This is a genomic window from Virgibacillus sp. NKC19-3 (genome assembly GCF_019837165.1).
GTDB lineage: Bacteria > Bacillota > Bacilli > Bacillales > Amphibacillaceae > Virgibacillus_L > Virgibacillus_L saliphilus.
This window is the reverse complement of sequence record NZ_JAGYHC010000001.1, coordinates 3,703,506-3,717,551: the sequence shown is the minus strand read 5'-3', so window position 1 is coordinate 3,717,551 and position 14,046 is coordinate 3,703,506. Positions and strand designations below refer to the sequence as shown.

The 14,046-nt window shown below is 37.4% G+C and carries 18 protein-coding genes and 1 pseudogene; 17 read left to right on the top strand and 2 right to left on the bottom strand.

The genetic code is table 11. From position 1 onward, the window contains the following. Positions 1-408 precede the first annotated feature (408 nt). The 15 genes and pseudogenes from KFZ56_RS17675 (at position 409) to KFZ56_RS17615 (ending at position 9,523) form a co-directional block, all read left to right on the top strand. Positions 409-1,626, top strand: a complete 1,218-nt coding sequence (locus KFZ56_RS17675; RefSeq protein WP_222643420.1) for an MFS transporter — start codon at positions 409-411, stop codon at positions 1,624-1,626. Continuing rightward, positions 1,601-1,774: a hypothetical protein gene (locus KFZ56_RS17670; RefSeq protein WP_222643418.1), complete on the top strand. Its 174-nt coding sequence runs from the start codon at positions 1,601-1,603 to the stop codon at positions 1,772-1,774. Before KFZ56_RS17675 ends, KFZ56_RS17670 begins: the two co-directional genes overlap by 26 nt. Positions 1,775-1,867: 93 nt before the next feature. Then, a complete protein-coding gene (locus KFZ56_RS17665) occupies positions 1,868-2,074 on the top strand; it encodes a hypothetical protein (RefSeq protein WP_222643416.1) in 207 nt (68 codons plus the stop codon). A gap of 213 nt (positions 2,075-2,287) precedes the next feature. Then, on the top strand, positions 2,288-2,497 hold the full coding sequence (locus tag KFZ56_RS17660) for a hypothetical protein (RefSeq protein WP_222643414.1): 210 nt from the start codon (positions 2,288-2,290) through the stop codon (positions 2,495-2,497). Between the two features lie 210 nt (positions 2,498-2,707). Then, a complete protein-coding gene (gene mqo, locus KFZ56_RS17655) occupies positions 2,708-4,249 on the top strand; it encodes a malate dehydrogenase (quinone) (protein ID WP_309228359.1) in 1,542 nt (513 codons plus the stop codon). Between the two features lie 524 nt (positions 4,250-4,773). Next, positions 4,774-4,894 (top strand): annotated as a pseudogene (locus KFZ56_RS19740) (GNAT family N-acetyltransferase); the annotation flags it as partial. 71 nt (positions 4,895-4,965) lie between these two features. Beyond that, positions 4,966-5,520 carry an MOSC domain-containing protein gene (locus tag KFZ56_RS17650; RefSeq protein WP_222643411.1) on the top strand — a complete coding sequence of 185 codons (555 nt, stop codon included), beginning with the start codon at positions 4,966-4,968 and terminating at the stop codon, positions 5,518-5,520. A gap of 295 nt (positions 5,521-5,815) precedes the next feature. Further along, entirely contained in the window at positions 5,816-6,412 is a 597-nt protein-coding gene (locus KFZ56_RS17645) for a DJ-1/PfpI family protein (protein ID WP_222643410.1), read from the top strand. Between the two features lie 97 nt (positions 6,413-6,509). Next, positions 6,510-6,809, top strand: coding sequence for a hypothetical protein (locus KFZ56_RS17640; RefSeq protein ID WP_222643409.1), 300 nt, complete (start codon positions 6,510-6,512; stop codon positions 6,807-6,809). 130 nt (positions 6,810-6,939) lie between these two features. Continuing rightward, positions 6,940-7,164: a hypothetical protein gene (locus KFZ56_RS17635; protein ID WP_222643408.1), complete on the top strand. Its 225-nt coding sequence runs from the start codon at positions 6,940-6,942 to the stop codon at positions 7,162-7,164. Positions 7,165-7,232: 68 nt separating this feature from the next. Next, on the top strand, positions 7,233-7,427 hold the full coding sequence (locus KFZ56_RS19920; protein WP_309228358.1) for a hypothetical protein: 195 nt from the start codon (positions 7,233-7,235) through the stop codon (positions 7,425-7,427). Between the two features lie 121 nt (positions 7,428-7,548). After that, positions 7,549-7,806 (top strand): hypothetical protein, encoded by a 258-nt coding sequence (locus tag KFZ56_RS17630; RefSeq protein ID WP_255585203.1) that lies wholly within the window; start codon positions 7,549-7,551, stop codon positions 7,804-7,806. A 44-nt stretch (positions 7,807-7,850) separates the two neighbouring features. Then, a complete protein-coding gene (locus KFZ56_RS17625) occupies positions 7,851-8,318 on the top strand; it encodes a GNAT family N-acetyltransferase (RefSeq protein WP_222643407.1) in 468 nt (155 codons plus the stop codon). A 175-nt stretch (positions 8,319-8,493) separates the two neighbouring features. Then, entirely contained in the window at positions 8,494-8,832 is a 339-nt protein-coding gene (locus KFZ56_RS17620) for a hypothetical protein (protein WP_222643406.1), read from the top strand. A 247-nt stretch (positions 8,833-9,079) separates the two neighbouring features. Beyond that, entirely contained in the window at positions 9,080-9,523 is a 444-nt protein-coding gene (locus KFZ56_RS17615) for a GNAT family N-acetyltransferase (protein WP_222643405.1), read from the top strand. 155 nt (positions 9,524-9,678) lie between these two features. On the opposite strand, the gene KFZ56_RS17610 is transcribed toward KFZ56_RS17615, so the two are convergent. Next, positions 9,679-10,377 (bottom strand): ArsR/SmtB family transcription factor, encoded by a 699-nt coding sequence (locus KFZ56_RS17610; protein WP_222643404.1) that lies wholly within the window; start codon positions 10,375-10,377, stop codon positions 9,679-9,681. An 89-nt stretch (positions 10,378-10,466) separates the two neighbouring features. On the opposite strand from KFZ56_RS17610, the gene KFZ56_RS17605 reads away from it, so the two are divergent. Continuing rightward, positions 10,467-10,943 carry a DinB family protein gene (locus KFZ56_RS17605; protein ID WP_222643402.1) on the top strand — a complete coding sequence of 159 codons (477 nt, stop codon included), beginning with the start codon at positions 10,467-10,469 and terminating at the stop codon, positions 10,941-10,943. 165 nt (positions 10,944-11,108) lie between these two features. Here the strand turns inward: KFZ56_RS17605 and KFZ56_RS17600 are convergent, their stop codons facing one another. After that, positions 11,109-11,813 (bottom strand): GntR family transcriptional regulator, encoded by a 705-nt coding sequence (locus tag KFZ56_RS17600; protein WP_222643400.1) that lies wholly within the window; start codon positions 11,811-11,813, stop codon positions 11,109-11,111. Between the two features lie 293 nt (positions 11,814-12,106). Between KFZ56_RS17600 and KFZ56_RS17595 the strand changes: the two genes are divergently transcribed. Further along, a complete protein-coding gene (locus KFZ56_RS17595; protein ID WP_222643398.1) occupies positions 12,107-14,029 on the top strand; it encodes a beta-glucoside-specific PTS transporter subunit IIABC in 1,923 nt (640 codons plus the stop codon). The last annotated feature ends 17 nt before the right edge of the window (positions 14,030-14,046 follow it).

Here is a 14,046-nt window from a genome sequence, read left to right as displayed (position 1 = left end):
AGCTAGTTTATGTATTTTCCATTGAAACATGGAAACGATCATGCTACTATTATTTTAATAAAATATTTCCTTTAATACGGTCCAGAGAGGCTGCAAAGGGTGGTTAAAACGAAACATGGAAACGTTTGTTTTGATATATCAATGGATGCTGATGCCCTTATGTCCCCTGTGACAAAGGGTATTTTTTTATTGCCTAGGAAATTATAAAATGATTTGCTTGGGCATAATTTGATTTCGAAAGTAACCACATCCGGCACTCTGAGCCTTTGTTATGTCTGCATGTTGGTTAGCATGTTTATTATTTATTAACGTAGTCCGGTGAGGCTTGATAGAGAATGGTAAAAAAGTAACCCATTCCCTTTTAAAGCAAGGTTCGCAAATTTACTTCAGAAAAACGGAGGGGAATGTATGAACTATCAGAGAAAAACAGTAGTAGCGTCTGTAGCAGGGTTAACATTGGAAGGCATGGATATTATGTTTATCTCATTTGCTATGTCGATGATTGTTGCGCATTTTAATATCGATTTAGCAGTAGGTGGGCTTATTTCAGCTATTACAAATATGGGAATGCTTGCTGGTGGTGTGATTTTTGGAATTTTAGCGGATAAATTTGGCCGGGTCCGCATTTTTACGTACAGTATTTTCTTATTTGCCATCGGCACTGGATTAACCGGATTGGCGACGAATATGGAACAGGTTTATGTGTATCGATTTATCGCAGGTCTTGGTGCGGGTGGAGAATATGGGATTGGCATGGCGTTAGTTGCAGAGGCATGGCCCAAAAATAAACAAGGCAGGGCGTCTTCATTTGTAAGTTTAGGTGCTCAATATGGCGTCATTCTCGCGGCGCTACTTAGTGCAGTCATCCTTCCGCTCTTTGGATGGAGAATGCTATTTTTCATTGGGTTACTCCCTGTTATTTTTGCATTTATGGTGCGAAAAAATTTAGATGAGTCACCGGAGTGGGTAGCTGCGCAAAAAGAAAAAAGGCTAGACAATAGAAAAGAAAAAGGGAAATTGATCCAGTTATTTGATACGCCTAGAGCTACAGCGACGACCATTGCTTTAGCGATCATGACGACCGTTCAGATTGCAGGGTATAATGGTTTAATGATCTGGCTTCCATCCATGTTGCAACAGTCACAGGGTTTATCGGTTTCAAACTCTGCGATTTGGACCATTGCTACTGCGGTTGGCATGATTATTGGTATGCTAACGTTTGGTCAATTTATGGATCGATTTGGTGCCAAACGATCTTATGGCATATTTCTTCTTGCTTCTGCAGCAGCTGTATTTTTATATGCGTATGCAGAAGGCAGTGTAGGCATATTAGTTGGTGGAGCAATCGTAGGATTCTTTGCAAATGGTATGTTTGCCGGGTATGGGGCATTAATTAGCAGTCTCTATCCAGTTCAAATTCGAAGTACGGCAACAAATGCCATTTTTAATTTTGGTCGGGCTTTAGGAGGCTTATCGCCCATCCTGGTTGGGTATATTTTGCAAACGTACGATATGACAATGGCAATGAGCTACTTAGCCGTTTTATACGGTATATCCTTTATTGCTATGCTGACATTAAAACATAAACAGGTTGGAGATAATGTTGAATCGAAACAGTCTGCTTGATGTTGCTAAGGAATTCTTTTTTCCTGATATAAACGCATTTTTATCCATAGTTATTGGTGCATTAGCAGCGTTGGTCGGTTATTTGATACAAGTAAGTTATTTACGAAAGATGAAAGAAAGTAAAAAGCTAATGTCATTTGATTCATAAGGCGCCATTCCGGAAAAGGATTTGGCGCCCATTTCAAATGTTACCAGTCAGACGTTCCAGGATGGTAAAATAGATGTATGAGAAGGGTTTGATATGATGCCTGCTAAAAAAGGCAGTGAATATCCCCCAATGGATCTACGTTTGTATGCCGTTGTATTTGTAGTTGTGTATTTAGGAACAATGTTTATCAAATATTTGATGGATGGTACGATGGATTGGATGGAAACATTTCTGTTCTTCTTCGGCATTTCTGCTGTGTACCTGTTATTGCGATCAACAGGTGAGAGAAGAAATGAATGAATAGGATTTTTCTGTTTTAACACACTGCCTAAATTTTATGACTCTATTGAAAAAGGAATACTTATGGGCATAGTTTATCGTGTTAAATTAGGGGATATCTTAAGTTTTAAGTTAACGTATATGTTCAAAATTCGAGAGTTCATCCGTTCGGGTGAGAAGTGGAATAAACTGCAGCTATAGTACAAAGAAAAAAATATATAGGGGGGCTTTTGCGTGGAAATAAGATTCAAAAATATAACCATTACGGAAAAATTTATCTTTAACTTTATCTCAATAGCAATGACTATACCTTTATTATTTCAATTGTATTTGAAGTTTGTTACTAAGGTAGAAATGAATTTTACACCATTAATTTTGGCTATTTCTATGTTGTTCATATGGGCTTTTTTATCCAAACAGGAAAAATCTGATAAAGGTACATGAGCTTTATTAACGAGCGCAGTAATTGAATAGTATGTATTTCCCTAAACAGTTCCTTTTGTGGAGGGAGATAAGAATGTCAGACTTCGTTATTCCTGTGCTTATTGCCTTATTATGTATAGCTGTTTCCGTTCAATTAATCTATAATTATAATATGTGGAAGAAAAACGAAATAATGAAAACCTAGTCCGTAATTATTATCTGAAAATTTCCATACAATCAAGATTCAAATATACGAGGAGGAACAAATCTATGACTGATAATCAAACGAAAGATGTTATTCTAATAGGTGCTGGCATCATGAGTGCGACGTTAGGAACATTTTTAAAAGAATTAGAGCCTAATTGGCATATGAAACTGTTTGAGAAATTGGACATGGCTGGAAAAGAAAGCTCAAATGAGTGGAATAATGCTGGAACCGGCCATGCAGCATTATGTGAATTAAATTATACGGTAGAAAAAGAAGATGGCTCCATTGATTCTAGCAAAGCTGTTGAGATAAACGAACAATTCGAGATTTCCAAACAGCTTTGGTCTTATTTAGTTAAAAATCAAGAAATTCAAGACCCTCAAGAATTTATACGCCCATTACCCCATATTAGCTTTGTACAAGGGGAACAAAATGTGGACTTTTTACGTAGGCGCTTCCAGGCTTTATCCTCCCTACCGATGTTTGCAGACATGGAATTTACCGATGATCCTGAGGAATTATCGAAATGGATTCCTTTGATGATGCAGGGGCGTACGTCAACAACACCGATTGCCGGAACAAAAATGAACGCAGGTACCGATATCAATTTTGGCAAACTGACTCGTAAGCTAACAGATAACTTAGCAAAACATGACCACGCAGAAGTTCATTATCAACATACGGTGACAGATATTAATCGTTTAGAAGACGGCAAATGGGAAGTGCAAGTACGTAACTATCAAGACAACACCCTTGAATACCATGTAGCAGATTTTGTATTTATTGGTGCTGGTGGAAATGCCATTCCTCTATTACAAAAAACAAACATTCCCGAAAGCAAACGGATTGGTGGATTTCCAATCAGTGGCGCATTTTTAGTCAGTAACAAGCCGGAAGTAGTCGAACAACATGATGCGAAGGTATATGGGAAAGAGCCTTCTGGAAAACCACCTATGACTGTTCCGCATCTCGATAGAAGATACTTCGGGGATAAAAGTAATTTATTATTTGGTCCGTTTGCTTCGATTGGTCCTAAGTTTTTAAAAAATGGCTCTAATTTAGACTTTGTCAACTCTATTAAACCCAATAACATGCTAACGATGCTAGCTGCAGGTGTTAAAAATATGCCATTGATTAAATATTCTATCGAGCAAGTGATGATGGATAAAAAGGATCAAATGCGAGAATTACGAAAATTTGTCCCTGATGCGAAAGATGAGGATTGGGATTTACTTATTGCAGGGAAACGTATACAAATCATTAAAGACACCGAGCATTCCGGAAGAGGCTATATTCAATTTGGTACAGAAATTGTTCAATCAGAAGATAACTCTATGGTAGCGTTATTAGGAGAGTCCCCAGGAGCTTCTACTTCTGTATCCATTATGTTAGAACTTTTACGTAACAACTTTCCACAATATATTCAAACATGGGAACAAAAAATAAAAGAAATGGTCCCGTCTTTTGGTGAATCACTGGCAGAAGATAGTGCGCTGTTGAAAGAAGTGAAGCAAGCAAGCTCCCATTATCTACAATTAGAAGGTAACTATTCGAAACAGGGGTAAAGCTGTTTTTTCTTAAAACGCAACTTTCGCAGCTTGAAATAGGTGGGCTGCGAAAGTTTTTATAAAGGTATGTTTTTTCATTAAATGGAGCATTAAATTCAATGAACTGGTACTTTAGAATAATGGCCAAGAATTCTCGGTATTTTAATGCTGAGATGAATCGGCCGGTTTTATCACTATATGATTCTATTTGAATGCTTATAGGTTGATTGTAAAAATAAAAAATATACCAAGCAATGGAGTTGATATGGAGGATCATATCCATAACAATTAAGTGATTTTCTTAGCAAAGCTTAGCACTAATGTTGTAGGAATGAGGGATAAGTAGATGAAAGTAACCAAATATTTAACGACTTTTCTTGTCTTTTTTATACTTCAATTCATTTTTTATAGCTTTTTAAAAACAGGAACGAATGTAACAGTCTGGATATATTAGGGGTTTCTATTATAATGATTATCTTGCTTTATCTTTGGGACTTCCTTTTTTTAAGGAAAAGTAAAAATAAATGATCCATTAAGTAATTATAGCTTTCTATAAGAAAAAAGGGGTTTGTTCATACAGGAGCTCACTCGTTTTACATGGAAGATGAGGAACAGATCAACTTCATCATGACCAAAATACATAATGAATACATTGAAAAATAGATTGTTATATAATTAAATCGAAATGCGCTAATCCAATCCGTGTTTTAGCGCACCTAAATAGGGAGGATTATATGGGCAAACATCATGAGGTTGAAATTTTTTCGGTTTTTATTGCTAATCAGGATGATACTTTTGTAACGACGAAAACGGAAGAGGCAGTTTTAGAATACGGTGGTATTCCAGGTGATCTACATTTTGGTTTAACCAAATTTGCAGGTGCAAGAGAATCGATGTATAAACGTGGTACAGAAATTTTTAATCGCAGGCAGATTTCTATCGTTTCGGTTGAGGAATGTGCGTGGATAGCGGAGAAACTTGAAGTTGAACAGATACTCCCTGAATGGTTAGGGGCTAATATTGCTATAAAGGGCCTTGGAAATCTCACGAAATTAGCCCCAGGAAGCCGGATTGTCTTTCCGAGTGGAGCAGGCATTCTGTGTGAGGGAGAAAACCTTCCATGCACCCAACCCGGAGAAGTGATCCAACATAAATATCCGGCAAATGCCAACTTAACAACACGCTTCGTCAAAGCATCGTTAGGACAAAGAGGCATTGTTGGTATTGTTGAATGTCCGGGAAAAATTAGGACAGGTGATACAGCGAAAGTAATTGTGAATAATGTTTAATTGATATTTTTTTGCATGGAAAAATTTTAATAGATCAGCTATAAGCAGTTATGAAAAAGTAGGTTTTACAAAAGAAGGTCTGCTTAGGGATGTTAGAAAAGTGGGGGATGAATATTGGAGCTTATGGGAGATGAGTATCTTGGAAAATGAATGGAGAAAGATCTTGAGCGAACGTGTTCTAGCTTAAGAACCTTGTTTCGACAGCAATACGATCGGACGCGATAAATCAATAACAAGGCGCAACAATTAGGCCTAATTTTGGATGAAAATCATAAAATTCAAGGGGGAGCCCTATATGAATAAAAAACAGTGGCGAGTGGGAATTTTCTTATTTGATGAGGTAGAGGTTTTGGATTTTGCAGGACCATTTGAAGTCTTTTCAGTAACAACAATAGAAGATGGCGAAAAGCCCTTTCTTGTTGAAACAGTATCTGAAAAGGGAAACTTGATAAATGCAAGAAATGGGTTAAAGGTTCAACCGGATTATAGCTTTGATAATATGCCATCATTTGACATTTTAATCATTCCCGGCGGGCTAGGGGCTAGAGAACGAGAAATACATAATGACAATGTTATAAAATGGATTGCAGCTCAAATGCCAAATGTTGAAATAATGACTTCGGTATGTACGGGTGCTTTACTGCTAGCAAAAGCCGGTTTATTAAAAGGAAAAAAATGTACGACGCATTGGGCAAGTCTTGATAGATTAGAAAGGGAATTTCCTGAAGTTGACGTACAACAAGACGTTAAATTTGTTGATGCAGGAAATATTGTAACCTCTGGTGGAATTTCAGCAGGTATTAATATGTCTTTTCATATTGTCCAAAGACTTCTAGGTTCGAAAACAGCTCAAAAAACTGCTAGGAGAATGGAATATGACCTTGTAATCTAATATCATTGACAAACAGGGTTGATTGATTTTGAAATAACTGGGTTTATATGAAAAAATTAATTAATGAATAGAATACGACAAGTCGGGTGATGAACGAATGGGAGCAGTAGCGGAGTTACTTCGTATTATGATTATATTTGTGTTATGTGGCGCGTTGGGTTGGGTCGTTATAGAACCTATTTACACAGCCAATGAAGTATCTGAAGCCTATTCGTGGACCGGTGCATTAGCCATATTAATTTTCCTTTTTGTTCTATATAGGAATAAGTGGCAATTTACTGGCTGGTATAAAGGGAAAGACAAAAGGAAATTGTCAAAACAAGTTTCCATTACACTTATCGCTATTTCTATCATCCTGGTTATCTTACCATTTATACTAAGTTCACTGTTAAGCTAACGATACAATTATCGAAATAGTATATTTATTTTACGGTAATGATTAAATTGGATCATGATAAGGAAAAGAAGAACAAATCTTTACGTTAGATGACCTGAGGGATATTGGAAAAAAAGAGAAAAATGGGGTATTGGAAGCTGCCTTCATTGTAGTTCTATTACCTGGTGGCAAAGGTACCCATATTGAATTAGGTATTGCATTGGGCCGAGGAAAAAGGGTTTTTCTTTATTCATCAAATGAGGAGATAAACAATGTTGAAACGACAAGTACATTTTATCATCTGGAAGAAGTTGAAAAATGTTTTGGTACCTTAGATAAGTTTTTGAAACAGGTTACTACTACAAAGTTTCTTTAAGTATACTTATCATGAAAATGCTAAAATCGTTAACGAGGAAGGAGAATTGTTTTGGTTAGCCTCAAAACATTTATGGAATATCTATAGCAGTATTGCTCCTATGTTCATTTATTTTTTCCAGATACCTGAAAAAAACGAAACGGCAAAGAAAGCTTACTTCTTTTGAATTTATGATGTATATCATAACGCAATGTGCCATATTTCTATGGTTAGCAAGCTTTCTGATTCTTAGGTATGGATTGAACCAACCTACAGATTTATAAAAACTATTTACAGACAAGTGGAAGCTAGTTTTCTAAGTGAGGTGTGGTATTTATTGGTCTGGTAACATTCTTTATTATGTGGGGATTTCCCGTTGTTATGGTTGTTAGGGAATATTTAAAAATGAGCAGCGAAGATAGAAAATCAGCGATGGATGATTTTAAAAGACCGTCTTCTATTTTCACAATGGGGTTTTTGACTGCTGGTGCTTTTTTAGCTACTTTGGGAAATGCGTTAGCTGTACATATCATTAACATAGTTGGTATTGTCCTATTAGGTATAGGCGGGATCGTTTCCTTCCTTCATACATGGAGGAAAAATAAATTAAAAAGTATCTATATTTTACTTTTGTTTTTGCTATCAATTTTCTTATTAAGCTAAGTGGGGCAGTTATTGCAGGAGTGTAAAGAATAGGGGGTTTTTGAATGGAGTTTAGGCTTGCAACACTGAGCGATATTGATCAACTTATCAAAATGAGATGGGATTTTACGTTGGAAGATGCGGATTATGGTAGTCTTGTAAAAGAAGAAGATTATGAAGCATTTAGAGGCGAATGTTATCATTTTCTATCGAAAGCAATTCAAAGTAATGATTGGTTTATCTGGGTAGCGGTGCATCATGGGAAAATTGTTTCGCACATATATATTGAATTGATACAAAAAGTACCTAGACCGGGCAGAGTCACTTATCCATTTGCCTTTATGACGAATGTTTATACGATACCTGAGGTACGAGGGAAGGGAATTGGAGGTCAGTTGATTGCCAAGGTGAATGAATGGTCCAAAGAGCAAAAAAACGAATTTATTATCGTTTGGCCGAGTGAGACAAGTATAGATTTCTATAAAAGGAATGGGTATCAACATTGCCAAGAGCCGATGGAATTTTTACATTAAATGGGGCAGGTACATTTTGCTGTGTGTCATTTCTTATCCATACCATTAACAGTGTTAACAATTAAACGCGATGATGGAACGAAGAGAATAATACATATCATCTGTTTTTGCCTAGCTAGTCTGCGTACCACGTTTAAAGTGGCCTTAAAAATAAATGAAGTAAGAGGGTTGTGTCATGAAAAAGTATGTTACTTGTGCGAAATGTAAAGAAGAGATTGAACATCGTGATGATTTAGTCGCATGTTTAATCATTATCGTTTTACAATCGTTTCACGAGGATTGTTATGTGAAAGAAATGAAGGGATATATAGGTCCAGGCTTGAGTTTTCCTACGGTTCCGGTTAACGGAAATATGTGGACGCTTAATGCGGTATTGTGTGGACCGATTGGTTTGTTATTGATTTTATTCGGGAGTGTAGAAGGGTCGAAGTGGATTGGTCTACTCTTCATCTACCCGGCAGTATTTCGACTGTTAGCATATTTTTTATACGAGCGTCGTTTAAGTCGTATCTAAAAAACTAGTATATACTTTTTTCCGAAGACAGTCGTTAAACAATCGAATACTCTATCATTAAAAGTGATAGGGATATAATGATGAATAACGTTGTACAAAAACGCCCTTGGTATTTAAAAAAGGGATTGGTTTATGCCATGTGACCAATGTAGTAAATGGTAGCTTTGACTCCATTGACTTATCCATACAAGCTAGTAGTTGGGGTCGAATCAGACAGTTGTAAAAAATGAAGAAAAGGAGCTTGGCAATGAGTACTTTAACTATCAGCGCACTTCAATCTCAGGAGGATATCCTTACAGCATTTCCGTTAATGAATCAATTACGCACCCATCTTGATGAATCTACATATCTTAATTTGGTGACGGAATCCAAAGAAAAAGATATGTACAGATTATTTGCTTTGTATGATCAAGGAGAAATTGTTGCAGTCACTGGATTTAAACCTATGATAACCCTTTATTACGGACGTTTCGTGTGGGTATGTGATTTAGTTACTGATAGCAGTAAACGTTCAAACGGATATGGTGAACAACTTCTTTCTTATGTACATAAATGGGCTAAAGAAAATGGATACGAGAGTGTTGCTTTATCATCAGGAATAAAACGAATAGACGCTCACCGTTTTTATGAAGAAAGAATGGATTATGACAAGGTAAGTTATGTGTTTAAAAAGCCTTTGGACTCATGTTAATTTTTTCAAGCGGGCGCAAAATTGTCATGGTTGCGCCCGCTACCTCTGAATACGCCTACAAGTTGGAATAATCATATTCCCTGGATGCAGATTGACGTTTTTGAACAGCGTTCCATAAACCTGGGGGAAATACAAGCATAACCAACCTTCCTGCATTACAGACAGTCGTTAGTAATACAAATACCTAAAGTTTCATATAATCCAGATTCACCCCTTTTTGTAATCTTTACAGCTCGATCAGGGAGCTTTTCAATCCAACCTAGATCAAACAATTGCACTAAAACGGCATTTCCCAACGACCCTGCAAGGTGGTAACGTCTTTCGCTCCAATCCAGACATTTCCGAGCAAAATGCCTTCTTTTCTTTCGTAACACTTCAATATCGATTCCAAAATGATAAAAAAACTTCTCTCCATTATCCGTTACAAGAAAGTCATCTGCATCCTCAAGTAAATATCCTTTTTCCGCAAAGGCTTCTGTTATAGATACTCCAAGTTTTCCAGCCAGGTGATCATAACAAGTGCGGGCTATTTTATTTTTCTTTGCTCGCGAAGAATCCGTCAATGAGTTGATACGTGCAGGAGGTGCAATAACAGTCAATGCTTCTATTGCTTGGGCAACATCAGCACTTGCCAGTCGAAAGTAACGATGCCGACCATGTTTTTCTACAGAAACCAAATTTCCTTCTACCAGCTTTGTCAGATGACCGCTAGCAGTTTGCAACGAGATGTTCGCTTTCCTCGCTAACTCGGTCGCTGGAAGACCATCAAGCCCAAGAAGAGCATCCAACATGGAAGCCCGCGATGAATCAGCCATTAGTTTTGCAATAAACGAAAAATCAGGTCTACTTCCCATCATTATTCCTCCATAAACATTTATACTTCGATCATAACCGAAGTTTCCCTGTGATACAATAGCAGAAATAAAATGAAGGAGAGATTCAAATGAATAAAAATGATTTACTTGTGTTGAACTTTAAAGAGGTTCGTCGGCGGAGCATTAAATTATGGACGGCTATCCCTGTAGAAATGATGGACTGGCGCCCAGATTCAGAAGCAATGTCTTGCAAGGAAATGATAAGGCACGTACTTGAAGGGGAATATCTTTACCATCAAATTTTGGAAAAACATGTTGGTGAGACTACAATAGAGTCACATAATCCTTACGAATCAAAAACCTTTACCGCCATTAACGAAGAATTAGAATTCGCAAAACCATATCGGAATAAGTTCCTTAAATTCATAGAGTCATTAAATAGTAACGATCTAACAAATATAAAAATAGATCGGTCTGATGCCGGTTATACTCGTTATCTGGGGGATATGTTGTTAAGAATCGCTTATCATGAATCTGTCCATACAGGACAACTTCTTGATTATTTACGAACAGTAGGAGTTCAAAGACCAAATATATGGGACTGATATTCTTCTTTGAGAAGGAATTATTAACGCTAACTACAATGAATTGCAGCATGGTGTAGATGCAAAAATGTATCAGTCATTGGTAAAGCGTTTGAGAATAATGAAGACCCATGAACGAATTATAAAGAGTGAGTTCTTTTTGAGTTCACTCTTTATGAATCATCCTTAAATTCCCGTTCCCAAAATATAAAATTGGGCTTGATTATAGTTGTATATAACCGTGGAATAGTCAAATGGTGTTCCATTTGTCAGGTAGAAGATGCTTTCCATTGTAAGCTTTGGATCCCCACTGTTCAGTTTCAAATAACTTGCTTCCTTATCTGTCAGTTTACCAATTTGCAGGTACATATCCGAAAAACCAACTTTTAAACTTAGCCCATCCTCGATATATTGGAAAATGGAGGTTGTGGCAATTTCTTTATTTAAATAGGGTACCACGGCCTTATTATAATACGATTCCTCCAAGCAAAGTATCTCTCCTTCTATATACCGTATTCGCTTTACATAGTAAACATCCTGATCCCTGTCAATATGTAATTGTTGGGCAACGATTTCTGATGGTTTATGGACTTCGAGCTGGAGCACTTCCGATGTAATATCGAATTTCTCCAAATCCTTTTGAAAGCCTTGGTTGGATAACAGGTTAATATAATTCTTTCTTTTCTTTCTTCTTACAAAAATACCGCTACCCCGTACTTGAAAGATCAATCCCTTTTTTTCTAGTACGTCCAATGCTTTTACAATTGTGCTTTTACTTGTGTCGAATTCTTTGATTAAGGATTCGAGTACGGGGAGTTTTTCTCCCTGTTGTATGTGATGCCTTTCAATATACGATTCAATTTCATTGGCGATTTGCTGATACTTTAACATGTATACACACCTCATTTGGACGCTGTATTTCCAGTTACTTCAAACTTTGTTGGTTATGTGTAGGTGATGAAGTATTTTCGTTGGCAGATAAGAAAGTATAAAATACGGTCTTACTGCATAAGTGCGGACTTTCATTCTCAAACTAAGTTTTCTAATTATAATATAAGCCAATTATACCACATTATTTCCAGTATATTAATATAATAAATGCATAAAGTTTTTATAACCATCTTGAAAAATTGTAACGGTATAATTATAATGTAAGTATCAAATTAAAAATAAGGAGTATAAAAATGGCTGAAAATGTGAGGGATTACAATAAATTAGCTGGCGATATCCTAGAAGCAATTGGCGGAAAAGAAAACGTTGTCAGTGCTACACGTTGTGCTACCAGGCTCCGTATTGTATTAAGGCATTCCAAACCTGAAGCCAAAGAAAAGGTCGGTTCCATGCCTGGTGTTATTACTGTAGTGGAAAACAATGGACAGTTTCAAATCGTTATCGGGCAGCATGTTGGAGAGGTATATGAAGCTTTTGCAGATTTGACTGGTGAAACTGTCGAAGAAGATGAGGAGGATCAGAATAAAGGAACGGTAATAAATCGTGTAATTGCCACTATGTCGGCGGTATTTGCCCCTTTTGTATATATATTAGCAGCGGCAGGTATTTTGCAAGGGTCTTTGATTCTGATTAACCTTATATTTCCTGCATTTGGAAATACAGGAACATATGAAGTGCTGGACATGATGTCATGGGCACCTTTTACATTTTTACCGATTTTTATAGCGATGACAGCGGCGAAGCATTTTAAGGTAAATATGTATATTGCGGTTGCTGCAACAGCAGCTTTGGTGACACCGGAATGGACAGACATCGCCGGTAGGGTTGCTGACGGAGAAACAGTAACATTTTTAGGTGTGGCCTTGTCGCAGACAACCTATACATCTTCTGTTTTACCGGCGCTATTTTTAGTTTGGATTTTATCTTATTTAGAAAAATTCCTGAATAAAAAAATTCCGGATGTCATTAGTCCGTTGTTCGTTCCATTCTTTAGTATTCTCATTATGGTTCCGCTTGTTCTTTTAGTTATTGGACCATTGACCACTGGTGGTGCACATATGATTGCCAATGGCTATAATTATCTGGTTGATGTCTTCCCTGCCCTTGCCGGAGCCATTATTGGGGGATTCTGGCAGATTATTGTTATTTTTGGAATCCATTGGGGGATCACGCCAATGGTGCTGGCCAATTTTGAACAGTACGGCATGGACTCTTTCCAGGCATATCAAACCATTGCTGTAGTAGCACAGGTTGGGGCTGTCATTGGTGTTATGCTTAAAACCAAAAATAAGCAAACCAAAACGGTAAGTACATCCGCGGGAATCACCGGTATATTTGGGATTACCGAACCCGCTATTTATGGTGTAACATTAAGATTTAAGAAGCCATTTATCTTCGGATGTATTTCAGGTGCGATTGGTGCTATCGTAGCAAGTTTCTTTGATCCCAACTACTTTGCCTACGCCGGATTGCCTAGCCCGATCACGATGGTAAATGCGATTGATAGTGCATACCCAATGTCCATTTGGGGGATTGTCATCGGGGCTGTTATCGCAGTTATTTTACCAATTATCTTAATACAAATCTTCGGTTTTGGAGAAGATACGGCAAAACAAGCCGATGAAAAACTTGCGGCCGAAGAAGGTGCAAATAAAGGTAACGAAGCCGCAGAAAACGGTGCAAATGAGAATACGACGCAAAATGAGGAAGAAATTGCTTCCCCGCTTGGCGGAAAGTTACTGGCATTGTCCGAGGTTCCGGATGAAGTATTCAGTTCCGGTGCCATGGGGCAGGGAGTTGCGATTAAACCGGACGGGAACGAAGTCATTGCTCCGACTGATGGAGAGGTTGTATTTATTGCTCCATCCAAGCACGCAATAGGAATACGAACAACGAGTGGAGTAGAATTGTTGGTGCATGTCGGCTTAGAAACCGTTGAATTGAACGGAGAACCCTTTACGATCCACGTAGAAGATGGCCAGAAAGTCCATCAAGGGGATAACCTCATCACATTTGATCAAGACATGATCCGTGAAAAGGGGTTAGAGACAGTTACTCCTGTTATTATTACAAATATGGGGGAATTCGAGGAAATTATTACGGAAGATACCATGGAAATTAAAACAGGCGATAGACTATTTAGTGTTGTTAAGTAATTTGAAGGAGGAATAAT

Excerpts from the sequence above, each read along its gene's own strand:
- KFZ56_RS17675 (WP_222643420.1), top strand. The coding sequence starts at position 409 with ATGAACTATCAGAGAAAAACAGTAGTAGCGTCTGTAGCAGGGTTAACA.
- KFZ56_RS17670 (WP_222643418.1), top strand. The coding sequence starts at position 1,601 with ATGTTGAATCGAAACAGTCTGCTTGATGTTGCTAAGGAATTCTTTTTT.
- KFZ56_RS17665 (WP_222643416.1), top strand. The coding sequence starts at position 1,868 with ATGATGCCTGCTAAAAAAGGCAGTGAATATCCCCCAATGGATCTACGT.
- KFZ56_RS17650 (WP_222643411.1), top strand. The coding sequence starts at position 4,966 with ATGGGCAAACATCATGAGGTTGAAATTTTTTCGGTTTTTATTGCTAAT.
- KFZ56_RS17645 (WP_222643410.1), top strand. The coding sequence starts at position 5,816 with ATGAATAAAAAACAGTGGCGAGTGGGAATTTTCTTATTTGATGAGGTA.
- KFZ56_RS17640 (WP_222643409.1), top strand. The coding sequence starts at position 6,510 with ATGGGAGCAGTAGCGGAGTTACTTCGTATTATGATTATATTTGTGTTA.
- KFZ56_RS17630 (WP_255585203.1), top strand. The coding sequence starts at position 7,549 with ATGAGCAGCGAAGATAGAAAATCAGCGATGGATGATTTTAAAAGACCG.
- KFZ56_RS17625 (WP_222643407.1), top strand. The coding sequence starts at position 7,851 with ATGGAGTTTAGGCTTGCAACACTGAGCGATATTGATCAACTTATCAAA.
- KFZ56_RS17620 (WP_222643406.1), top strand. The coding sequence starts at position 8,494 with ATGAAAAAGTATGTTACTTGTGCGAAATGTAAAGAAGAGATTGAACAT.
- KFZ56_RS17615 (WP_222643405.1), top strand. The coding sequence starts at position 9,080 with ATGAGTACTTTAACTATCAGCGCACTTCAATCTCAGGAGGATATCCTT.
- KFZ56_RS17610 (WP_222643404.1), bottom strand. The coding sequence starts at position 10,377 with ATGGGAAGTAGACCTGATTTTTCGTTTATTGCAAAACTAATGGCTGAT.
- KFZ56_RS17605 (WP_222643402.1), top strand. The coding sequence starts at position 10,467 with ATGAATAAAAATGATTTACTTGTGTTGAACTTTAAAGAGGTTCGTCGG.
- KFZ56_RS17600 (WP_222643400.1), bottom strand. The coding sequence starts at position 11,813 with ATGTTAAAGTATCAGCAAATCGCCAATGAAATTGAATCGTATATTGAA.
- KFZ56_RS17595 (WP_222643398.1), top strand. The coding sequence starts at position 12,107 with ATGGCTGAAAATGTGAGGGATTACAATAAATTAGCTGGCGATATCCTA.